At 70.6% G+C, this 21,036-nt stretch carries 16 protein-coding genes, 1 pseudogene and 1 riboswitch; of the genes and pseudogenes, 9 read left to right on the top strand and 8 right to left on the bottom strand.

Translation table 11 applies throughout. The annotated features are described in order from the left end of the window. The 4 genes and pseudogenes from ACFW9Z_RS35110 to ACFW9Z_RS35095 form a co-directional block, all read left to right on the top strand. Window positions 1-542, top strand: a pseudogene (locus ACFW9Z_RS35110) (hypothetical protein); the annotation flags it as partial. An 84-nt stretch (window positions 543-626) separates the two neighbouring features. Beyond that, the gene (locus ACFW9Z_RS35105) at window positions 627-1,415 is read left to right on the top strand and encodes a class II aldolase/adducin family protein (RefSeq protein ID WP_384647566.1); all 789 of its coding nucleotides are present in this window, start codon (window positions 627-629) and stop codon (window positions 1,413-1,415) included. Between the two features lie 113 nt (window positions 1,416-1,528). Beyond that, window positions 1,529-2,797 (top strand): hypothetical protein, encoded by a 1,269-nt coding sequence (locus ACFW9Z_RS35100; protein ID WP_384647564.1) that lies wholly within the window; start codon window positions 1,529-1,531, stop codon window positions 2,795-2,797. A gap of 141 nt (window positions 2,798-2,938) precedes the next feature. Continuing rightward, window positions 2,939-3,451 carry a DoxX family protein gene (locus ACFW9Z_RS35095; protein ID WP_384647561.1) on the top strand — a complete coding sequence of 171 codons (513 nt, stop codon included), beginning with the start codon at window positions 2,939-2,941 and terminating at the stop codon, window positions 3,449-3,451. Here ACFW9Z_RS35095 and ACFW9Z_RS35090 read toward each other — a convergent pair. Next, the gene (locus ACFW9Z_RS35090; RefSeq protein WP_384647559.1) at window positions 3,358-3,621 is read right to left on the bottom strand and encodes a hypothetical protein; all 264 of its coding nucleotides are present in this window, start codon (window positions 3,619-3,621) and stop codon (window positions 3,358-3,360) included. The two genes, ACFW9Z_RS35095 and ACFW9Z_RS35090, sit on opposite strands and share 94 nt — an antisense overlap. Beyond that, window positions 3,608-4,948 (bottom strand): PspC domain-containing protein, encoded by a 1,341-nt coding sequence (locus ACFW9Z_RS35085; protein ID WP_384647556.1) that lies wholly within the window; start codon window positions 4,946-4,948, stop codon window positions 3,608-3,610. The genes ACFW9Z_RS35090 and ACFW9Z_RS35085 overlap by 14 nt, the downstream gene beginning before the upstream one ends. A gap of 379 nt (window positions 4,949-5,327) precedes the next feature. Between ACFW9Z_RS35085 and ACFW9Z_RS35080 the strand changes: the two genes are divergently transcribed. Beyond that, window positions 5,328-6,626: a PspC domain-containing protein gene (locus tag ACFW9Z_RS35080; protein WP_384647554.1), complete on the top strand. Its 1,299-nt coding sequence runs from the start codon at window positions 5,328-5,330 to the stop codon at window positions 6,624-6,626. Continuing rightward, window positions 6,623-7,318, top strand: coding sequence for a response regulator transcription factor (locus ACFW9Z_RS35075; RefSeq protein WP_084748772.1), 696 nt, complete (start codon window positions 6,623-6,625; stop codon window positions 7,316-7,318). Before ACFW9Z_RS35080 ends, ACFW9Z_RS35075 begins: the two co-directional genes overlap by 4 nt. A 36-nt stretch (window positions 7,319-7,354) precedes the next feature. Here ACFW9Z_RS35075 and ACFW9Z_RS35070 read toward each other — a convergent pair whose 3' ends face one another. Next, window positions 7,355-8,449, bottom strand: a complete 1,095-nt coding sequence (locus ACFW9Z_RS35070) for an NlpC/P60 family protein (RefSeq protein ID WP_384647552.1) — start codon at window positions 8,447-8,449, stop codon at window positions 7,355-7,357. 265 nt (window positions 8,450-8,714) lie between these two features. Between ACFW9Z_RS35070 and ACFW9Z_RS35065 the strand changes: the two genes are divergently transcribed. Both ACFW9Z_RS35065 and ACFW9Z_RS35060 read left to right on the top strand, forming a co-directional pair. Next, a complete protein-coding gene (locus tag ACFW9Z_RS35065) occupies window positions 8,715-9,068 on the top strand; it encodes a hypothetical protein (RefSeq protein WP_384647550.1) in 354 nt (117 codons plus the stop codon). Between the two features lie 5 nt (window positions 9,069-9,073). Beyond that, entirely contained in the window at window positions 9,074-9,709 is a 636-nt protein-coding gene (locus ACFW9Z_RS35060; protein ID WP_384647547.1) for a hypothetical protein, read from the top strand. Between the two features lie 128 nt (window positions 9,710-9,837). On the opposite strand, the gene ACFW9Z_RS35055 is transcribed toward ACFW9Z_RS35060, so the two are convergent. The 5 genes from ACFW9Z_RS35055 to ACFW9Z_RS35035 all read right to left on the bottom strand — a co-directional run bounded on the left by ACFW9Z_RS35055 (window position 9,838) and on the right by ACFW9Z_RS35035 (window position 18,124). Beyond that, window positions 9,838-12,780: a TniQ family protein gene (locus ACFW9Z_RS35055; RefSeq protein WP_384647545.1), complete on the bottom strand. Its 2,943-nt coding sequence runs from the start codon at window positions 12,778-12,780 to the stop codon at window positions 9,838-9,840. Continuing rightward, window positions 12,777-13,865, bottom strand: a complete 1,089-nt coding sequence (locus ACFW9Z_RS35050; RefSeq protein WP_384647543.1) for an AAA family ATPase — start codon at window positions 13,863-13,865, stop codon at window positions 12,777-12,779. The genes ACFW9Z_RS35055 and ACFW9Z_RS35050 overlap by 4 nt, the downstream gene beginning before the upstream one ends. Continuing rightward, on the bottom strand, window positions 13,862-15,913 hold the full coding sequence (locus ACFW9Z_RS35045; RefSeq protein ID WP_384647541.1) for a Mu transposase C-terminal domain-containing protein: 2,052 nt from the start codon (window positions 15,911-15,913) through the stop codon (window positions 13,862-13,864). The genes ACFW9Z_RS35050 and ACFW9Z_RS35045 overlap by 4 nt, the downstream gene beginning before the upstream one ends. After that, window positions 15,913-16,680, bottom strand: a complete 768-nt coding sequence (locus ACFW9Z_RS35040; RefSeq protein WP_384647539.1) for a TnsA-like heteromeric transposase endonuclease subunit — start codon at window positions 16,678-16,680, stop codon at window positions 15,913-15,915. The genes ACFW9Z_RS35045 and ACFW9Z_RS35040 overlap by 1 nt, the downstream gene beginning before the upstream one ends. Window positions 16,681-16,903: 223 nt before the next feature. Then, window positions 16,904-18,124, bottom strand: coding sequence for an NlpC/P60 family protein (locus ACFW9Z_RS35035; RefSeq protein WP_384647537.1), 1,221 nt, complete (start codon window positions 18,122-18,124; stop codon window positions 16,904-16,906). After that, window positions 18,123-18,290: riboswitch (cyclic di-AMP (ydaO/yuaA leader) on the bottom strand. Its footprint overlaps the gene before it by 2 nt. Window positions 18,291-18,549: 259 nt before the next feature. Between ACFW9Z_RS35035 and pcrA the strand changes: the two genes are divergently transcribed. Further along, window positions 18,550-20,994: a DNA helicase PcrA gene (gene pcrA, locus ACFW9Z_RS35030; protein ID WP_384647534.1), complete on the top strand. Its 2,445-nt coding sequence runs from the start codon at window positions 18,550-18,552 to the stop codon at window positions 20,992-20,994. The last annotated feature ends 42 nt before the right edge of the window (window positions 20,995-21,036 follow it).

Here is a 21,036-nt window from a genome sequence, read left to right as displayed (position 1 = left end):
ACGAGACCATTCCGGCGCCTTGCGATCGCACGCACCATGCGCCGCGCGGCCGCCCTTCGGGCGACGACGGCAGTTTGACGACAGGCCCTAGCCCCCCGGAAATCACTGGCACCCACCCTCGTCCGGCTCCGGTCACGACGCCCCGCACTAGAAGGCCCGACGCCACCTGCTCCGCTCGTCGGCCAGCCGTACGGCCCGGAGGACGGGTCCTGTTCGGCGAGGGGGTCTGGCTGAAGGAGCCGACGCCCGCCGCGCTGAAGGGGATCGGGGCCGCGCCCGGCGACTTCGGCTCGCTGCTGGAGCTGATCCGGCTGGCGGAGTCGCTCGGGCTGCGCGCGCTCCAGGTCACCGTCGCCGACGAGCGCGAGTGGGACCTCTTCGAGTCCGAGGGGCCGATCGGGCGCGGGCAGCGCTGGGCGCTGGAGAACCCGGGCCATCCGCTGCACGCCGAGGTGATGGCCGAGGTCGACGCCCGCCGCACCGGCTACTACGGCGGCTACCGCTCGTATCTGACGCTCGCCTATCTCGTGCTCAGCACCTGACCCCCAGGGTCCTGCCTCTGGTCAGCGGGCCCACCCGCCGGTAACTTCCGGTTCCGTACGCCCCCGGGAAAGTGAGGAGCCGCCATGTCCGAGCCGCCCGCCGTGCCCGCCCCCGCGCCCATCCCCGTAGAGCAGCTGCACTTCGCGATGCCGCCCGTGCACGCGTCGCCGGACGAGGAGCGGACGTACCGCAGGCAGCGGCTCGCCGGGGCGTTGCGGCTGTTCGGGCAGTACGGGTACGAGGACGGGGTCTCCGGGCACATCACCGTGCGCGATCCCGAGCTGGCCGACTGCTACTGGGTCAACCCCTTCGGCGCGCCCTTCGCCGACATCGCCCCGCAGGACCTGATCCTCGTCAACGGCGACGGGCAGGTGGTCCAGGGCCGCTTCCACGTCAACCAGGCCGCCTTCGCCGTCCACGCGGCCGTGCACCGGGCCCGCCCCGGGGCCGTCGCCGTCGCGCACACCCACTCCACGTACGGGCGGGCGCTGGCCGCGCTCGGGGAGCTGATCGAGCCGATCACCCAGGAATCCTGTGCGTTCTACGAGGACCACGCGCTGTACGACGCGTACTCCGGTGTGGTCGTGGACGAGGAGGAAGGGCGGCGGATCGCCGCCGTGCTCGGGGAGCGCAAGGCGGTCATCCTGCGCAACCACGGGCTGCTGACCGTGGGGGACTCGGTGGACGCGGCGGCCTGGTGGTTCCTGACCATGGAGCGCGCCTGCCAGGTGCAGCTGCTGGCGCGGGCCGCCGGGAAGCCCGTCCTGATCGGCCACCGGGACGCACTCACCACCCGTGAACAGCTCGGCAGCGACCTGGTGGCCTGGATCAACTACCAGCCCCTGTGGCAGCGGATCAGTCGAACGTTCTGACGAGGGCCGCCTCCGGGCCGCCCCGATGCGGAGGCTGTCCGTCCCGTACGGCACAATTCGCTGGTATCGCAGGTGAGTTGGCTGTACCGGGGTGGGAAAGGGTGTAAATCTCCGTGGCGTTGGACGAGGCGAGAGTGGGCGGCACACACGGCGGGGGGTGTACGTGTGGCGACTGCCCGCACGGAGCACGCGAGGGGCACCGGCGCGCGGTCGCCGCGTTCCTGGCCAAACGGGATGAACTGGCCGCCGGGAACGGCCTGCCCGCCGGGGTCGCCCAGTCCGCCTCCGCCTCCCGGCAGTGGGTCTCCGACGAGCTGACCGAGTCCGCCCGTACCGTCGCGGAACGGGGCAGGGCGGCCGGTGACGTCTGGCTGCACCATGTGTGGCGGGGCACCCTGCTCGTGGTCTGGGGTGCGGTCGTCGCCCTGCTCGTCGGTGCCAGCCTCACCGCGATCGGGCCCGGCTGGACCACCGCCCGCACCGCCGCTCTGGCCGCCGCGCTCGTGACCGCTGCCCTGCTGACCGTCGCTGCCCGCTTCCACCGCGCTCGGGGTGGCCTCCTCGCCCCGCTGATCGGCGAGGACAACCGGCTCTCCACCTCCAGGACCGTCGCCGCCGCGTGGGTCCTGCTCGCCGTCTTCGCCGTTCTGGTGCTCGCTCTCCAGCTGGCGGGCGCCTCCGACCCGGCCGACCGCGATGCGCTGATCGAGGGGCTGGATCTGGTGCGGTCCGCCGGGGTGCTGACCGTGCTGGCGCTGGTGTGCGCGGTCGCGGTCGTGGTGCGCCGCGTCGTGACCGTACGGGTGCTGGGCCAGCGGCTCCAGAAGCTGCGCGCGGACCGGCCGCGCGCAGCCGATCTGCTCACCGACGACTCGGGGCGCGGCTCGTTCACGGATGTGCAGTACGTGCTGGTCAGCGCCGTCGCCGTACTGTTCGCCGGGGTCCGGCTGGCCCGCCGCCCCGAGCAGTTGCCGGACCTGCCGTGGGGGCTCGCCCTGCTGGTGGCGGTCTCGGCGGCGACCTACTTCGCCGGGAAGTACGCGGAGGGCGGCCGTCCGGTCGTGCTGTCCGTCGTACGGGCCCGGGAGGCCGGGGACCTGGACGCCCCGATCCGGACCGGCGATGACATCGAGATCCGGGGCGCGGGCTTCGTACCGCCGGGCGCGGGCAGCCCCGACCGGCTGGCCCGGCTCGTCGTACGGATCGGCACGGTCCACGTCCACGTACCGCTGATCCCGGTCGCCGGAGGCTTCGCCAACCCGACCGACACCGTGCTCACCGTGCCGGTCCCGGTCGAGGTCGAACCGGGGACCGTGGACGTCCAGGTCATCACGGCCGCCGGGGTGGAGACCAACCGCTGTTCCATCGATGTGACGGACTGACCCCCCGGCCTCCTGCTTTCCCCTGCTTTCTTCCGCTGATTGCTGCTGATGGCCGCTGATTGCCCCGCAGCCCTGGTGAGCGCCGCCGGACAGGCGTACGTATGGTCAGGTGACGGGTCTTCGGGAAGCGGGGCAGCGGTGATGAACGGTTACGGCGGCGGCGGGGCGTACGGTCTGGGCGAGCCGAGAGGGCTGCGCGAGCGGGCGCGGGAGTACGCCCTGCTGCCGCTGCGGATCTTCCTCGGCGTCACCTTCGTCTACGCGGGGCTCGACAAGCTGACGGACAGCGGGTTCCTCTCCGCCACCGGCTCCGGCTCCATCGGCGAGTTGATGAGCACGGTCCGCGACTCCTCCGCGATCCCCGCCCTCGTCGACCTGGCGCTCAGGAGCCCCGAGGGGTTCGGTTACGCCATCGCGATCGGCGAACTCCTCGTCGGCCTCGGCACCCTCGTCGGCCTCTGGGCCCGGCTCGCCGCGCTCGGCGGTGCGCTGATCTCGCTGAGCCTCTGGCTGACGGTGAGCTGGCAGTCGACCCCGTACTACTACGGCAACGACCTCCCCTACTTGATGGCGTGGCTGCCACTGGTGCTCGCGGGCGCCCCGATGTTCTCCGCCGACGCCTTCCTCGCGTCCCGGCGCCGCCGGAGCATGTAGGCGCCCCAGGTCGCCACGGCCGAGAGCGACAGGCCCCCGAAGAACACCGGGAGGAAGAAGGACCAGGGGATCTCCCACGCCCCGGCCGCGTCGGCCGCGAAGCCCCCGGCCAGGGCCAGCATCGCCACGCCCTGGATCGTCCGGCCGGGCCGGAACTCATGACGCAGCACGGCTGACCTCCACCTGTCCGATACCGATCTCCAGCCGCAGCTCGACCGTGCCGGCCGGACTGCTCCCCTCGGGCGGGTCCAGGGTGCGGTCGATCTCCAGACCGGCGCCCAGCGCCGTGTGCTCGTCCGGCCCCCGGTCCAGCCGGACGCCGCCGATCCCCACCTCGGCCCGCACCTCCACAGTCACGTCCTTCGGGACGACGACGGACGCCCGCCCCGCCCCGACCTCCACGGCGGTGCTGACGGTCCCGCCGCGCGGGACCGTCACCCCGGACAGGTCCAGCAGGGCGTCGCCGCTCTCCAGCTGGTACTGCGGCTGGACGGCGGCGACCGAGGCCGGGCGCCACTCGTGCCGGGCCCAGTCCGTGCTGATGTCCTTCGGCAGCATCGTCGCGCCCGCGAGCAGCCCCGCCGTGAGGATCGCCATCAGCACCGTGCCGAAACCGGTCCGCCCCAGCACCGAGGAGACCAGCAGGCCGAGCCCGAACACCGCGAGCGCGGCGGCCAGACCGATCTGCAACGCCGTACCCAGCGGCTGCTGCTCCCAGCTCAGCCCGGTGCCCAGGCCCGCCGCGACCAGCGCGGTCAGGAAGACGAGACCGCCGATCGACCGCGGTTCCGGCGCGGTGGGCGCCGGGACCGGCGGCCGGAACGGGTCGACCGGGCCGGGGCGCCGCTTCGCCTGCGCCGCGTCCGGGTCCATGCTCTGCGGGCCCCACAGATAGCCTGCGCCGACCGGCCCCGTCGTGCCGTCCTTGACGATGGGGTCGCGCCACCATGACGGACCGCCCGGCGTCGGCGGGGCCTTCACCTCGGGCGGGGCCGTACCGAGGCCGCCCGTGTGCGGGTGGGCGGGGGCGGCGGCGGGGGTGCCCGGGGGGGCCGCCGGGTCCTCCGGGGCCGCCGTCCGGCGGGACTGCGTCCACACCGAGCAGCCGACGACGGCCACCGACAGCAGCGCGGCGAAGGCCAGCATCCCCCGGTTGCCCAGCATCGACAGGAAGAGCCCGCAGCCGATCAGCGCTAGCAGCAGGGCCACCAGGGACGCCCCGTCGACCCGCCCCGACAGCAGTCGGCGCGCCTCGTTCTCCTCCTCGCCCTCCAGGGGCAGCAGGAGCCAGGCGAAGCCGTAGAAGATCAGGCCGATGCCGCCGGTCAGCGAGAGGACGCCGAGCACGATCCGGAAGATCACCGGGTCCACGTCGCAGTACCGGCCGAGGCCGCCGCAGACCCCGGCCACCACCTTCTGCCGCGGGCTGCGCCGCAGCTGCGGTCCGGGTGCGTCGGGGGGCGCGACGCCGAGGTCGGCGTCCGAAGGAGCGGTCATGCCTCCATGGTGACGGCCCGCACCGCCCGAGGGGAGCCGCACCGACCCTGGCCGGTCCCTGATTTCGCGCGGCCGTCCCCGCAGGGGAACGGCCGGAGGCACGTACAGGCACCCACCCGCAGGAAACCCGGAGCGGCTGGGACAGGGACAGGCACAGGCACAGGCACAGGCACAGGTTCAGGCACAGGTTCGGGTACAGGTGTCTCCCCGCCAAGCAGCAGGTGTCTCCCCGCCGAGCAGCAGGTGTCTCCCCGCGGAGCCGCAGGTGTCTCCCCGCCGAGGAACCCCGGCCGGAAGGGAGAGGGTGGGGCTGGCATCAGGGTCGATCAGGGGGACTACCCTGATGCCTCCCGCCCTCGCCGCGTGTGACGATCGGGGTATGCCAGCCGCCACCGCCCGAGCCGCGCACAGCTCACTCGCCTCCGACCCGGAGGAGCCGCCGCTGCGCAAGCTGTACCGCAGCGCCGACGGGCGGATGCTGGGCGGTGTCGCGCGCGGGCTCGCCGGACACCTCGGGCTGCCGGTCGCCTGGGTCCGGTTCGTCTTCCTCGGGCTCTTCCTCAGCGACGGCCTGGGCGCCCTGCTGTACGCGGTGTTCTGGATCGTCGTCCCCCTCGGGGTCGGCGGTGTGGGCGGCGTCCACGCCCCGCGCTCGGTGTTCGAGACCGCTCCGGACGGCCGGCGAAGACTCCGTAAGCCGGACCCGGGCCAGGTCTTCGCGCTCGTCGCCCTGCTCATCGGGGCCGTCGGCTTCGTCTCCAGCGTCGACATGGGCAGCGGGGCCGACCGCTACATCTGGCCGATGCTCCTCATCGGCGCGGGCTCCGTCCTCGTCTGGCGTCAGGCGGACAACGCGCGGCGCGCCCGCTGGATGGAGGTCGGCCGCCGCCGTCGGCTGCTGCAACTGGCCCGGGCGCTGGCCGGGGTCGCGCTCGTGGGCCTCGGGCTCGCCGTCTTCATGGTGGTGCGGGGCTCGGCCGCCCAGCTCGGCAACGTACTGACCGCCGCCATCGCCGTCCTCACCGGCATCGCCCTGCTCGCCGGTCCCTACCTGGTCCGGATGACCCAGGACCTCTCCGAGGAGCGGCTGATGCGCATCCGGGCCCAGGAGCGGGCCGAGGTCGCCGCCCACGTCCACGACTCCGTCCTGCACACCCTCACCCTGATCCAGCGCAACGCGGACGACGGCGGCGAGGTCAGACGCCTGGCCCGCGCCCAGGAGCGCGAGCTGCGGAACTGGCTCTACAACCCCGAGGGCACCGGCAAGGACGAGGACGAGGAACCGGAGACCCTGGCCGAGGCGGTGAAGCGGGCCGCCGCCGAGGTGGAGGACAAGCACGGCGTCCCCCTGGAGGTCGTGGTCGTCGGTGACTGCCCCCTCGACGACAAGCTGGGCGCCCAGATGCAGGCCGCGCGCGAAGCGATGGTCAACGCCGCCAAGTACGGTGGCGAGGGCGGTGCCGTCCAGGTTTTCGCGGAGGTCGAGGGCGCCACGGTCTTCGTCTCCGTACGGGACCGGGGTCCGGGATTCGACCTGGACGAGGTTCCCGCCGACCGGATGGGCGTACGAGAATCAATCATCGGCCGGATGCAGCGCAACGGCGGCACTGCCCGGCTGCGTTCGGTGCCCGGCGGGGGCACCGAGGTCGAGCTGGAGATGGAAAGGGCGAGCGAATGACCGAGAACACCGAAGCCACCGGGGGCCCGGAGCGACGGGTACGGGTCGTGCTCGTCGACGACCACCGGATGTTCCGTACCGGGGTGCAGGCCGAGATCGGCCGCACGGAGGAGACCGGCGTCGAGGTGGTCGGCGAGGCCGCCGACGTCGACCAGGCGGTCACCGTCATCACGGCGACCCGCCCCGAGGTCGTCCTCCTCGATGTCCACCTCCCCGGCGGCGGCGGCGTCGAGGTGCTGCGCCGCTGCGCCCCGCTGATGGGCGCGGCCGACGACCCGGTCCGCTTCCTCGCGCTCTCCGTCTCGGACGCGGCGGAGGACGTCATCGGCGTGATCCGGGGCGGCGCCCGGGGCTATGTCACCAAGACGATCACCGGCACCGACCTGGTCGACTCGGTCTTCCGGGTCCAGGAGGGCGACGCGGTCTTCTCCCCCCGTCTGGCCGGCTTCGTCCTGGACGCCTTCGCCTCCACGGACGCCCCGCCGGTCGACGAGGACATGGACCGCCTCACCCAGCGCGAGCGCGAGGTGCTGCGGCTGATCGCGCGCGGGTATGCGTACAAGGAGATCGCGAAGCAGCTGTTCATCTCGGTGAAGACGGTGGAGTCCCACGTCTCGGCGGTGCTGCGCAAGCTCCAGCTCTCCAACCGGCACGAGCTGACCCGCTGGGCGACGGCGCGACGGCTGGTCTGAGGACGCCCGGGCCCGAGTCCCCCGGGGCGCATGGCCTCACGCCACCCGGGTGGCTCCCGCGAAGGGCATCTGGTCGATGGGTGCGATGCGGACCGGTGCTCCCGGGCGCGGGGCGTGGATCATCTGGCCGTTGCCGATGTAGAGGCCGACGTGGCTGATGCCGGAGTAGAAGAACACCAGGTCGCCGGGGGCCAGTTGGGAGCGGGGGACCCGCTGGCCGGCGTTGATCTGGGTGTAGGTGGTGCGGGGCAGGCTGACGCCCGCCGCCCGCCAGGCCGCCTGGGTCAGGCCCGAGCAGTCGAAGGCGTTGGGGCCGGTGGCGCCCCAGACGTAGGGCTTGCCGATCGCCCCGTGCGCGAAGGAGATGGCCCGGGCCGCGCGGGTGCCGGAGGCGGGGGCGGGCGTGGCGGCGGTGGTCGCGGTGCGGGGGGCGGAGCGGTCGGCGTGGGCCGGGGCGCCGCCGTGGCGGGCGTCGGCCGAGCGTTCGAAGGTCGCGCGTTCGTCGGCGGTGAGGGTGGCCAGGAGCTTGCGGGCGTCGGCCAGCTTGGTCCGGATCGCGGTGCGGTGCCGGTGCAGTTCGGCCCGGCGGGCGGCGAGCGCCTCGGTCTCCTGGTCGGCGCGGGCCTTGACCCGGGCGAGGCCGGAGAGCTGCCGCCGGACACCGCTGAGCAGCCCCGCCTGTCGGTCGCCCGCCCGGTCCAGGTAGGCGGAGCGCTCCAGGTAGGTGTCGGGGTCCGAGGAGAGGGCCAGCTGTACGGCGGGGTCGAGGGCGCCCGTGCGGTACTGGGCGGTGGCCAGCGAACCCAGCGCGTGGCGGGCGGTGTTGAGGCGTTCGGTGCGGCGCGCGGCCTCGTCGGCCAGAGCGTCGACGGCCTTCGCGGCGGCGGCCGCCTTCTCCTTCGCCCCGTTGTACTTCTCGGTGGCGACCTCGGCGTCGTGGTAGAGCCGGTCGACCTTCGCCCGGACCTGGGCGGCGGTGGGGGCGGGCTCGGCGGGTGCGGCGCCGGCCCCGGTGGCCGAGGTGGCGGTGGCGGCCCCGGCGAGCGCCAGGGTGGCGGCGGTGCGGGCAGCAGGGCCGGTGAACGGGCGCTGCTTGGGTTTCCGGTGAGCGGATTTCCGGTGCGCGGCCACGAGGGCGGAATCCTTCCTGTCGGCTGCCCGCCGGGGGATACCGGTGGGCCCGCGAGGGACGCTATGCGCGGCGCGTGGAAAAGGGTCGCCATGACAGCTATTGCCCGGATGTGACGTTTCTCCGCCGTCAGGTGATCGGCGATGCGGAGGCGGAAGTGATCATTCCGGCAGGTTCGGGCGCGGAGCGCACAGTTCCGGGCGACGGCCCAAGGAAGGCTTGCCTCACTGCCTGGCGATCCTCTGGCCATGGCTAGGCTCCGGAACCATGAATGGACTCATCGGTGTCTTCGTCGCCCTGCACATCGTCGGCATCGCCTCCCTGCTGGGCGGCTTCCTGACGCAGATGAAGGCCATGGGCGCGGGCACCGCGCGCTTCGTGCCCGCCATGCTGCACGGCGCGCTGACGATGCTGGTCACCGGAGTCGCCCTGGTCGGCCTCAACCAGGCCGACGGCCAGCCGGTGAACAACATCAAGATCGGCGTCAAGCTGCTGCTCCTCGTCGTCATCCTCGGCCTGGTCTACGTCAAGCGGGACGAGGAGAAGGTCGAGAAGGGCGCGTTCGCGGCGGTCGGCGGGCTGACGGTCGCCAACATCTTCATCGCCACGCTCTGGAGCTGAGCGCGATGACCGGACCTCTCGGGCTCGGACGTTCCGCCGTCATCGCCGTCGTCGGCGCCGCCCTCCTCACCGCGACGGTCACTGCGTGCGGCTCCCAGCGCGGCGGCACGGTGCAGGCATCGGCCCCATCGGCCACCTCGGCCGCGACGCCCCAGCCCTCCTTCAGCCCGCGCCCCCTGTGCGCACAGCCGGACGGGGACTCCGCGCCCCCCGAGCCGCCCGCCCCGCCCTCCGCCTCTGCTCCGGATGCTTCGGGCAGTGGCGGCAGCGGTGGCGGCAACAGCGGCCCGGACGCGCCGCCCAACTACGGTGACAACCACGCCTACCGCATGGCGGCCGAGCTGAGCGAGGAAGCGGCCGCGCAGGGCGAGGGCTCGGCCGAACTCATCCGGGCCGAGCTGGAAGTGGTCATGCAGCAGGGTGACTTCAGCGACAGGCGGATCACCAAGGCGCTGGCGGAGCTCGGCTGCGGCCCCGAGCACGGCGTCTACGTCAGCCAGGGGTTCTACAGCGTCCACACGGGTGTCGCCTGCGTCTCCGGGAACGTTGCGGCGGACGAGATGACCAGCCGGGTGCACGGCTCCTACAGCGAGCCCCAGCCCGGAACGGGCCCCTGCGTCAAGAACCGGGGCGGTCACTGACGGGGCAGCCCTGCCGGTGGCCGACCGCCCCGTCCCACCTGTAGGTTCTCAACCTTCTTGTCCGGCTGGGCACCTGTGAGCTGGGTTTTCGGGGCGGATTCTCATCGACTTGTCCATGATCTTTCTCATTAACGTGTCCGCTTCTTGCGGCGCGGGGTGGGGTGGTGGACTTCGAGGGTTGCGGCGCGGAGTCCTTCGGGGGTGAGGGCGAAGTAGGTGCGGCGGCGACCGGGGCCGCAGCCAACAGGGGCCCGACCGTGCCAGGATCCCTGGCTTTCGGGACGGCTGGTGAGCCAGCCTGCTTGCTCCAGCCGCTTCAGCTGGGGATAGACGGTGCCGTGGTCGAGTCCGGTCCGCGCGTGGATCTGGGCGCCGTAGAACTCTTCGTCCTGGTGGTCGAGCAGGTCTCGCAGCAGTGTGAGGGTCGGGGCGGTGATTCGGATCCGCGCGACGGAGATGTCGTTGAAGGGCTTGAGCGGGCCGGGGTCGCGGCGGGTGGTGAGGCGGGATGCGGCTTGGGCGAGGGTGTCCGCATCCGGCATGGCGATGATCTGCGAAGGCTGGAGTTCCGTGTGCATCAGGGCCTGAACGGTGTCGGTGTGCAGTGATCGCAGCAGAGCTTTGCCGCTGTTGGTGGGGCGGTGGGGTCGGCCGAAGGCTGAGCGGTGGAACAGCTTTTGTCCCAGGTCGTGTTCCAGGCACTGGAACTGGGTGACGAGAGTGCTCTGGTAGATGCCGATGTGGGCGGCTGCGGATTCCAGGTTCGGGAAAGCCATGGCGATGTGGAAGCGGTGCAGCCGGAGCCAGCCATGCAGGGTGCCCTCGACGGCTGTGCGGATGTTGCGCGGGATGGTGGTGTCGAGTTTTGCTGTCATGACGGTGCGGCTGTGGACGCCTGGCGGCCGCAGGGAAATGCCGAGGTGCTGGAGCCGACGGCGGACGGTTTCGTCCTCGGTGCCGATTTCTGAGGCGATGTTGCCGGTGGAGCGTTTGCGATCGAGGTATTGCTCGCGCAGCCATGCTTCGTCGATGGGCAGTGGGCGGCGTGAGAAGTAGAGGGGGAGGCCGATGGCTTTCGCCTGCTCGGCGACCACGTGCCGGGAGATGCCGGTGTCTTCGGCGATGCGGGTGAGTGTCTTGCCGCCCTCGGTGTACTCGCGCTGGAAGTAGGCAGGAGTCAGCACGCTTCGGGCGTGCTCGCGTACTTTCCGTGCTGAGGTAGGGCTCCGGGTGTTTCCGTGGCGCGGTTCTTGGCCGATGCGTTCGAGGGCGAGGCGCACATGGGTGACGCTCGTTTCGAGCTGGCGGGCGGTTTCGGAGGGGGTGCGCCTTTCGGTGATCATGAGGCGTCGCAGGGCGTCGAGGTCGATGTCGTTAAGCCGGGGGCCGGGAAGGTTCAACCCGTAGCAGCATTCCTCGGGCGGTTGCCAGGTCACGGGTTCGTCGATACCGAGCTTGACGAGCAATTCCTGGGCGTGGTGGTGGAGGGCGGTTCTCTGTTCCAGGGACAGCGACAGATCGAAAGCGGTGGTGCGGTTGCGGTCGCCTGGGTCCTTCCAGGCCAGCGTGTGCCGGGGGTCGGCGAGGTCGGCACCGGTCAGCAGCTGGAACAGATGCCGCCGGGCATGCAGGAGGCGGCCCGGAGCGGTTGGTGTGCTGGTTTCACCTGGGTGTGTGTTGGTGCGGAAGCACAGTTCCCGCCAGGCGGTCTCGCTGATGGTGTCGGCGGGAACAAGCTCTCGCCGCCGTTGGTAGTCGATCTCGCTGCCGTGCTCGTCGAGGTGATCAGCGAGGCGGCAGATCGCGGGAAAGACCTGGTCGTATCCGCTCTGGCTGATCGTTTGCAGGGTGTGGGCGATGTAGTTGGGTGCGTGGGTGTGCAGTGGTTCGAGCAGGGCCTTCTTGTCCCGGCTGCCAGATCCGGGCAGGAAGAGTAGGGCGGCGGCGGTAGCGCGGAACAGGTCGACCCGTAGCCCGATGGGCGGCAGGAAGCGCAGCGTCCAGCCGGGCCAGAGCAGTTGAGGGACATGCTGCCGTCGGGAGGCGTGAGGTGTCTCGTCCGGTGCGGGGACGCGGGCTGCTGGACTGCTGGAGCACAGCCGGATCCGGTCAAGGTGGGTGAGGCCGCTGTCGGCCGCGTGGATGAACCTGCCGCGCAGTCGTGGTGACAGGCCCCGCCAGGACAAGAGGGCCATGCTGGCGGGATAGAGGCCGGCCAGGGAGCCCTGGGTGGTGCGCAGTTGCCGGATGCGGCGGACCGCTGTGTCATCACAGGGTCCCAGCAGGGGGCGGGAGTGGTGGGCGGCGATCGCTGTGAGGATCGGGTTCAACGGTGCGAGACGGTCGGGCGGGGCCTTGCTGGGACGGTCGGCCCATGCCGCTGCGGCCAGGGCCCCGAGCGGGCGTACCTCTTCGTCGGGCAGGGCGTGCAGGAGCCATCGGGAGAGATGGTGCAGGTCCGCGATGCTGTCGACGGCGTTCTCGGCAAGGAGCTGATCGGTCCATCGCTGCGCATCCAACAGGGTGCTGTCACAGGGAAGTTGGATTGTTGGTGCGGTGCGGAGGTCTGTTCCGCAGGGGTGGCCGTCCCGGTGGTAGGCGGTGCAGACCCCGGCCGGGTGGAACCGGGTGCGGCCCGGAAGTGTCCGGTGTGGCAGTCGGCCGCAGCCCGGACAGGTGTCAAGGAGCAGGGTGCGGTGGGAGGTGCAGGCGAACGCGGAGGGGAGCCACCAGGAGAGCTTGAAACGGCCATCGCGTTCGGCCAGGCAGTGCGGGCAGTAGCGGGAGCCGCGGGCCTGCCGGGTGTGGGTGGGCAGTGCCGGGTGGGGGACGGCCTGGTCCAGGTGGTGGGTGGGCAGCTGGCATCGGCGTTCCAGCTCACGGAGCATTGGCGGCGTGATGCTGGTCAGGAGGGTGCGGGTCAGTGACTTTTCGGGCAGGTCGAGGTGTGACAACAGTTTGCGCAGAGAGACACCGTTGCGGCGGGCGAGTGCCTCCAGCCAGCTGTCGATCCCTTCCTCAGGGGCGAGGGGAACTCGCAGCGGCAGGACCCGGCGAGAGCTCGTGCTCATGAGGCGGCCCCGGCCTCGGAGGACAGCGTGCCGTGGGTGAGTGCGGCAGCCAGTTGCTGGCGGGCCTGTTCCGATGCCTCATCGAGACGCACCTGGTCGAGCAGGCCGCGATCGAGTGCTTCGGCCCCGGTGCGGATCGCCCGGTAGCAGCCGCGCGTCAGCAGCGTGAAGTACGACCCGATGTGCCCGCTGGTGCGTTCGAAAAGGTAGTCGGCAAGGCCGGGGAGGGCGCCGGGCCGGTGTTCGGCCAGCACGAGTTGGCGCTCGGAGGCCTTGACCAGACTCCGCCAGTGCCGGCGCCCCTGGTCGGTGGTGAGGTGGAACGGGTCGACGCCGAGCCGGGTCCAGCGGCGGGCGGTCTGCGCGAGGACCGTGTTCTTCCCGCTCAGACCGTCGGCGAAGAAGCGGCGTTCGGCCAGGCCGACACCGACATAGACGAAGGTCACCGGGAGCTCGTTGGCCAGCCACTTCAGGTGATTGCTGACCGCGAGTCCGTCCTTGCGGTCGAGGTCGATGAAATGGATGTCGTCGATGATCCCCAGACGGCTCTCGCAGCTCAGCACGCAGTCCAGCGCGTGACTTGCCAGGGCCTGTGCGGTAGCCCGGCTGGTAGCGGGGTGCCCGTAGAACTCGCAGATCATCTGATTCAGCGTGCGCAGGGTGGTGTTCGAGGTCAGGCCGACCCGGAAGACCGAAACCCGCTCGTTGCCATCGGCGGTGACCGGCCCGAGGCGGCGGCGCTGCTGCCGGTCATAGGAGCGGCCGTACTGGTTGGCGATGGTGGTCTTGCCCAGTCCGGGCAGGGCGTCGATGACCGCAGCCGAACGGATACGGTCGCCGTCCTGCCGGTTGCTGGCCACGATCTGGTCCAGTTCCTCGTGGATGGAGGCGAGTTGCGGGGTCTGGATGATCCCGGAGTTCGCGTGCCAGTCGTGGCGCTGGTCGTCGTACTCCTCGCGGGCCGGGGTGCTCAGCGCGGCCAGCTGAGTGCGGGTGAGGGAGTCGGGCCGCTGCCGGGCGGGCATGGTGACGTACCTGTTCCAACCTTCCTTGCGGGACAGGCTGAACAGTCCGGGCGTACTCACTCCAGCACCTCGAAGGCGTCCGCGTAGAAGTCGTCCCCGTCGGGGGCATCGAAGATCTCCTCGTCGTCGTCACCGTCCCCCTCGATGACCGGTTCGGCCACCAGATGCAACCGGGCCGGGGCCAGCACCTCCTCCTCGGGCACCCGGGGCAGCGGCAAGGCGGCACGTTCGGTGGACAGCCGCAGAGCCATCCGGCGTTCGCGCCGGTCGGTGACCATGCCCTGACCCCAGCGGGCCAGCAGTGCATCCAGGGCCTCGGCGGAGTCGACGTGCCTGCCCCGGCGCATCGACAGGCGCCGGGCATGGGCTGCGGCCTCGGCCGAGAACGGCGTGTGCAGAGCTGCCGCGTGTTCCCATTCCAGCGCATGCCAAGAGTCGTCAGCCGGATCCTGGAAGTAGACGAACCGCACGTCATCGGGGTTGACCCGAAGCGGCCACCGGCCCGCCAGCAGTCCCCCGAACGGGCTCGGTTCTCCCCGATAGCCGTCGAGCGCCGGGCCATTGTAACGCATCCCGTCCACCTCGACGCCGTAGTGCTGGATCGTACGGGCCTTGAGCTGGAGGAAGTCGAAGACCAGGCCCGCGGACGGCAGCAGCCGCAGCCGACCCGCCCGCGCCAGCCCGGCCTCCAGCATCTCCAGCGGAGACAGTTCCACCCCGGGCCACTGCGGAATGACCAGCCCGTCGTGCTGCGAGCGGTGATACGTCGAGGCCACCCAGTCGCGGATCACATCCTCCAGCTCGTGGATGTAGAAGAACGCCTGATCCTCCACCTTCTCCCCGCGACTGTGCAGGTCCGGGCCCTTGTAAGCGGGAAGATGCTGGATCAGCCCCTCGCGGAGGGTCCGGAAGAACCTTTCCACGGTCGGCTTGTCGGTGGGCTTCTTCGGCTGGGCGGGCTGGATCGAGATGCCCAGCCGGGCGCACACACTGATCACGTGAGCGGAGAGAAAGGCCTTCCCATGGTCGATGACCAGCGTCTCCGGCGGACACAGCCCTCGGCCCGGCACCGGCTCCTCCTCGGTGAGCACCACCTGTTCAGGCACCCCGTGGTAGGGGCCAAGCGCCGTACTCGTGTCGTTACCGGGTGGCGCGACCGCCTCGAACAGCACCCCGGCGACATCCACCGCCTTCGTGGACACCGCCGTCACCCTCAACCCAACGATGCAACGGCTGAACAGGTCCTGGGCCACGGTCAGTTGAGCCCGCACCCACCGGCAGGTCACCGGCTCCATCGCGAAGACATCGAGATCCTGGGTGTCCAGGACGACATACTCACCCGGCCGCGTCGCCCGCAGCCGCCCGTAGGTGCCCTGCGGACGCTCCGCGATCGACCGCCTCGCCTTCGCGCTGCCCGACACCGCGTTCGTGCCCTTGCTCAGCACCGCCAGCCGCCGGTAAGCCGTCGCCTGGGACGGCAACGGCACCGTCTGGCTCCCGTGCACCTCCTCCAGCCAGGCCTCGACCCGCTTGAGCACCGCGGAACGGGTTGGTGTCGATGCGGTGACGTACTCGGCCAGGACCGCACGGACCGCTTCGTCCCAACGCGGATCGACCCGTGACCCTCTCCTTTTGAGCAACCGGGAATCCACCAGCGCGGCCTCGCCGCCGCCCTGATAGGCGGCAGTCCAGCGCTCCACGCTCCGAACCGCGACCCGCAGCTCGGTCGCCTTGGACGCGACCCTCTGCGGCAACGACCTGTCGCCCGTGAACTCCTCCCGGGGCTCACCCGGCAGAGCACCTTCCGCGAAACCCGCCCGGTAGCCGGTCAAAACCTCACGAATGTGCCCGGCCCGCTCACTGAGCGCGTCTCGCTGCTGCCGGGACAACGAAGCCAGCAGCAGGCCGGCGCTGTCGCCCGGTCCGGGCAGACCCTCGTTCCGCATCTGGGCATCCGCAGCCAGGCGGCCCACCGAAACCGTGGAGAATTCGCCGGTTCGCACGTTGCGGATGGTCACGCCCCGATGGCTGAACTCCACGACCTCGACAACCTCGCCGCAGAATGCCAGCTGCGAGCCGGGAAATACGGTGACCGCGTGTCCACCCATCAGCCGTTGCCTCCCTCACCAGCGAGGCGAACCGAAGTCTGCGAACTCAGGGGATCCGAAAGGTCAGCTGACAGAGCACCCGTCCACACCAGATGAAGCAGAGCCGGGCGGACCGCATCCGCGAGGTGCCGACGGGACAGAGCCTTCTCGATGCCGCCGATGGTGCCCTGCACCCGTGCGGCCTCCAGCACTTCGGGGAACAGCCGCGACTCGACGACCTGCCGCCGCCGATAGCCGGCCAGGAACCGGACGTTCTCCATGACGACCGGCTTGGTGCCCGTCCAGGCCTCGAAAACCCAGCCTCGCAACGAACAGAGCCCTTTCATCCACGCGAACTGGGTGACGACATCCGGGTCCTTGATGCGCTGCGGAGCCTTGACATCCACCACGGTCACCAGCCCATCGGCGTGTACCAGGAGAAGATCAGGGACATGGCGGCGTCGGCGGACGCCGTCATCCCCGGTCACCAGGAAGGGCTGAGCAGCAATCCCCACCACGTCTCGGGCGAAGTCCGCCAGCAAGATCCTCGCGAGCTCCAGGCGGCTCTCATAGGCCACCAGCCGATCGCCCGTCACTGAGTGATACCAGCCGGAGTAGTGCCGACGCCCCTTGTACCAGCGGAAATCTCGCACTGGCAGTCCGGCTACTACCTCCGTGGCCATGAGCCGGTCCAACGTCGTCTCCGTGAACTCTCCGTCCGCCTGCCGGTACCGCACCTGGACCACGTCGGCACCCGGAATCACCGCACGAGACAAATGATCTGCCACCGCCACCCCCGCTGTACGCAATCAAGTGACCACTGATCGTGATCTCGGGCGAGGATGCCCAACGGCTGCGGCGTACCATGCGTGAACGGGCCCTGGAGATGCTCCAGGGCCCTACAATCACTCGGCAGAGCAATTCTCAACAGCGTGTCGGAAACGACAAGTTGACGACAGAACGTTGAGAATCCGACAGATCTATTGAGTCCCTACACCACCCCGCACTGCCCTACGCCGGGCGCACGCTCCCGTAGATCGGCATGGAGTAGATCGACTCCTCGCGCACGTTCGTCCCCGGCTTCGGGGCGTGGATCATCATCCCGTCGCCCTTGTAGATGCCGACGTGGCTGATGTCGTCGTAGAAGAAGACCAGGTCCCCGGGCTGAAGGTCCGAGGTCGCGACCCGGGTGCCCACCTTCACCTGGTCCCAGGTGGTCCGGGGCAGTGTCACCCCCGCCTCCCGCCACGCCGCCTGGGTCAGCCCCGAGCAGTCGTACGAGGACGGGCCCGAGGCCCCCCACACGTACGGCTTGCCGATCTGGGCGCGGGCGAAGGCCAGCACCTGCTCGGCCTTGGCCGCGTAGCCGCTGCCCGCCCCGGCACCCGTACCCGTTCCCGTACCGGCACCCGGGCTCGTCCCCGTACCGCTGCCGGAACCGGAACCGGAGTCGTTGTCCCCGCCGGACTCCTTCGCGGCCTCCTCGCGGGCCTTCTTCTCCGCCTCCTCGCGCTCCTTCTTCTCGGCTGCCTGCCGGAGGGCCAGCTTCTCCGCCTTCTTCCTGGCCTCGGCCTCCTTCTTGCGCTCCAGCTCCGCCAGCCGCGCCTTCTCCTCGGCGGTCAGCTTCGAGAGCAGGGTCCGGGCCTCGGTGAGCTTGGTCTGCACGCTCCGCTTGCTGGAGCGGAGCGTGGCCTGCGTCTCGGTGAGCGCCTCCAGGCTCCGCACGGCCTCCGCACGCTTCTTCGACGCCGCCGCCTGCTGCGTACGGAAGTCGTCGACCGCCTTCTGCTGCCGTTCCGTCGCCCGGCTCATCACCTGGTTCTGGTCGAAGTACGACTGGGGGTCGTCCGCCAGGAAGAAGGTCGCGGTGGGCGCGATGCCGCCGGTGCGGTACTGCGCGGCCGCGTAGGACCCCAGCGCCCGGCGCGCCTCGTTGATCTTCTCGGTCCGCTTCGCCACGTCGGAGAGCAGCGTGTCGACCTTGGTGCGCTGGGCCGTGGAGGCGGCCTTCGCCCGGTTGTACCGCTGGGTGGCGCTGCCCGCCTGCCGGTAGAGCTCGTCGACCTTCTTCTGTACGTCCTCCACGGCGGGCTTCGGCTCCGCGGGGGCGGCGGTCGCGCTCTGCGTGGAGAGCAGCGTCACCGAGGCCAGCGCGGCCGTCGTGAACCCGACGGCGGGGGTGGTGGTGCGCACCTTCGTGCGTGGCTTGCGATGCGATGCCAAGACCGGCATCTCCTTCCGTGGACCGCCTACCGGGTTAGCTGTCGGGTTCGGACGGAACGGAAGGCTGTCCTACGGTCCGGATGGGAGGGTACGGACCGATTCACCCCGGTTTACGCGTGTGGGTCCCCGGTTCCGAACTGCCGGGAGGGCAGCGCGGATTCGGCAGAGGTGACCGTGAGGCGCGGTTCGCCCCAGGGAGCTACGGATCACCTGATCGAGCACGCTAGCCAACCGGCCCCGCCGCTGGGAAGGAGGATGAGCGATATGCCCGATACATTTTCGTGACCTTTTCGGATCGGGCCCCCCGGCACCCCCTCCGACCGGGCCCTTCTTCACGGAACGTGGACGTCCGCTCTCCGTGCGTACGGGTGTGGACATCGCCTTCCGGACTTCGGCCGAACGTTGTCAGTCCCGCCCCCTAGACTCGGATGGCGATGAGCAGCCTCTTTGACGACAGTTTCCTGACCGGCCTCCAGTCCGCGGAGGACGGCCCGCCGCCGCCCCCCGAGGACCACGCACCCGAAGCGGTGCCGGAGGGTCTCTTCGAGGGCGTCTTCGACGCGCCCCCGCCGCCCCGGGACGGGTATTACCGGGACGGCCACCCGCGCCCGGTCATCGACTCCGCCGCGCTGCTCGACGGGCTGAACACCGAGCAGCGCGCCGCCGTCGTGCACGCCGGGTCCCCGCTGCTCATCGTCGCCGGGGCAGGCTCCGGCAAGACCCGGGTGCTGACCCACCGCATCGCCCACCTGCTGGCCGAGCGCGGGGTGCACCCGGGGCAGATCCTCGCGATCACCTTCACCAACAAGGCCGCGGGCGAGATGAAGGAGCGCGTGGAGCAGCTGGTGGGCCCGCGCGCCAACGCCATGTGGGTCATGACCTTCCACAGCGCGTGCGTCCGCATCCTGCGCCGCGAGTCGAAGAAGCTCGGCTTCACCTCGTCGTTCTCGATCTACGACGCCGCCGACTCCAAGCGCCTGATGGCCCTGGTCTGCCGCGATCTCGACCTGGACCCCAAGCGCTATCCGCCGAAGTCCTTCACCGCCAAGGTCTCCAACCTCAAGAACGAGCTCATCGACGAGGAGACCTTCGCCGGACAGGCGGCCGACGGCTTCGAGAAGACCCTGGCCCAGGCGTACGCGCTCTACCAGGCCCGTCTGCGCGAGGCCAACGCGCTGGACTTCGACGACATCATCATGACGACGGTCCACCTCCTCCAGGCCTTCCCGGATGTCGCCGAGCACTACCGCCGCCGCTTCCGCCATGTCCTGGTCGACGAGTACCAGGACACCAACCACGCCCAGTACACGCTGGTACGGGAGCTGGTCGGTCCCTCCGGAGAGGCCGCCGACGCCCCCGCCGAGCTGTGTGTCGTCGGTGACGCGGACCAGTCCATCTACGCCTTCCGGGGCGCGACCATCCGCAACATCCTCCAGTTCGAGGAGGACTACCCGGACGCGAAGACGATCCTCCTGGAGCAGAACTACCGCTCCACGCAGACGATCCTCTCCGCCGCCAACGCGGTCATCGAGCGCAACGAGAGCCGCCGCCCCAAGAACCTGTGGACCAACGCCGGCAGCGGCGCCCGCATCACCGGCTATGTGGCCGACACCGAGCACGACGAGGCCCAGTTCGTCGCCGACGAGATCGACCGGCTCACCGACAAGGGCGACGCCAAGGCGGGCGATGTCGCCGTCTTCTACCGGACCAACGCCCAGTCCCGCGTCTTCGAAGAGATCTTCATCCGCGTCGGCCTGCCCTACAAGGTCGTCGGCGGTGTGCGCTTCTACGAGCGCAAGGAGGTCCGGGACGTCCTGGCCTACCTCCGGGTCCTCGCCAACCCCGAGGACACCGTCCCGCTGCGCCGCATCCTCAATGTGCCCAAGCGCGGTATCGGCGACCGGGCCGAGGCCATGATCGACGCCCTGTCGATGCGCGAGAAGATCTCCTTCCCGCAGGCGCTGCGCCGCGTCGACGAGGCGTACGGCATGGCGGCCCGCTCCTCCAACGCCGTCAAGCGCTTCAACACGCTGATGGAGGAGCTCCGCACGATCGTCGAGTCCGGTGCAGGCCCCGCCGTCGTGCTGGAAGCGGTGCTGGAGCGTACGGGCTATCTCGCCGAGCTCCAGGCGTCCACGGACCCGCAGGACGAGACCCGTATCGAGAACCTTCAGGAGCTCGCCGCCGTCGCCCTCGAATTCGAGCAGGAGCGCGGCGAGGAGGAGGGCGCGGGCACGCTCGCGGAGTTCCTGGAGAAGGTCGCGCTGGTCGCCGACTCGGACCAGATCCCCGACGAGGACGAGGACGGCTCCGGCGTCATCACGCTGATGACCCTGCACACGGCGAAGGGGCTGGAGTTCCCGGTCGTCTTCCTCACCGGTCTGGAGGACGGCGTCTTCCCGCACATGCGGGCCCTCGGCCAGACCAAGGAGCTGGAGGAGGAGCGGCGCCTCGCGTACGTCGGCATCACCCGCGCCCGTGAACGCCTCTATCTGACCCGGGCCGCCATGCGCAGCGCCTGGGGCCAGCCCTCGTACAACCCGCCCTCGCGGTTCCTGGAGGAGATCCCGGAGGCGCACCTGGAGTGGAAGCGCAAGGGCCCGATGGCCGCCCCGGCCGGACCCACCTCGGGCATCACGTCCTCGCTCTCCTCCTCGCGCGCCCGCTCCGGCCCCTCCGGCTTCGCGACCCGGCGCGCAGGCGCGGAGAAGCCCACGGTCACGCTGGTGGTCGGGGACCGGGTCACGCACGACCAGTTCGGGCTGGGCACGGTGACGGCCGTCGAGGGCGTCGGCGACCAGGCCAAGGCGACGGTGGACTTCGGCGACGAGCGCCCGAAGAAGCTGCTCCTGCGGTACGCGCCGGTCGAGAAGCTGTAGGGCGAGTCACGGGAAGGGGGCGGGGCGGCTGTTGAAGCCGTC

This window comes from Streptomyces sp. NPDC059452, from assembly GCF_042750035.1.
GTDB lineage: Bacteria > Actinomycetota > Actinomycetes > Streptomycetales > Streptomycetaceae > Streptomyces.
Note: the sequence above shows the minus strand (reverse complement) of the source record. Positions and strands in the feature narration are given on the sequence as shown.

Bases quoted from the DNA above. Each gene is read 5' to 3' on its own strand.
- ACFW9Z_RS35105 (WP_384647566.1), top strand. From the start codon at position 627: ATGTCCGAGCCGCCCGCCGTGCCCGCCCCCGCGCCCATCCCCGTAGAG.
- ACFW9Z_RS35095 (WP_384647561.1), top strand. From the start codon at position 2,939: ATGAACGGTTACGGCGGCGGCGGGGCGTACGGTCTGGGCGAGCCGAGA.
- ACFW9Z_RS35085 (WP_384647556.1), bottom strand. From the start codon at position 4,948: ATGACCGCTCCTTCGGACGCCGACCTCGGCGTCGCGCCCCCCGACGCA.
- ACFW9Z_RS35080 (WP_384647554.1), top strand. From the start codon at position 5,328: ATGCCAGCCGCCACCGCCCGAGCCGCGCACAGCTCACTCGCCTCCGAC.
- ACFW9Z_RS35075 (WP_084748772.1), top strand. From the start codon at position 6,623: ATGACCGAGAACACCGAAGCCACCGGGGGCCCGGAGCGACGGGTACGG.
- ACFW9Z_RS35065 (WP_384647550.1), top strand. From the start codon at position 8,715: ATGAATGGACTCATCGGTGTCTTCGTCGCCCTGCACATCGTCGGCATC.
- ACFW9Z_RS35060 (WP_384647547.1), top strand. From the start codon at position 9,074: ATGACCGGACCTCTCGGGCTCGGACGTTCCGCCGTCATCGCCGTCGTC.
- ACFW9Z_RS35055 (WP_384647545.1), bottom strand. From the start codon at position 12,780: ATGAGCACGAGCTCTCGCCGGGTCCTGCCGCTGCGAGTTCCCCTCGCC.
- ACFW9Z_RS35045 (WP_384647541.1), bottom strand. From the start codon at position 15,913: ATGGGTGGACACGCGGTCACCGTATTTCCCGGCTCGCAGCTGGCATTC.
- ACFW9Z_RS35035 (WP_384647537.1), bottom strand. From the start codon at position 18,124: ATGCCGGTCTTGGCATCGCATCGCAAGCCACGCACGAAGGTGCGCACC.
- pcrA (WP_384647534.1), top strand. From the start codon at position 18,550: ATGAGCAGCCTCTTTGACGACAGTTTCCTGACCGGCCTCCAGTCCGCG.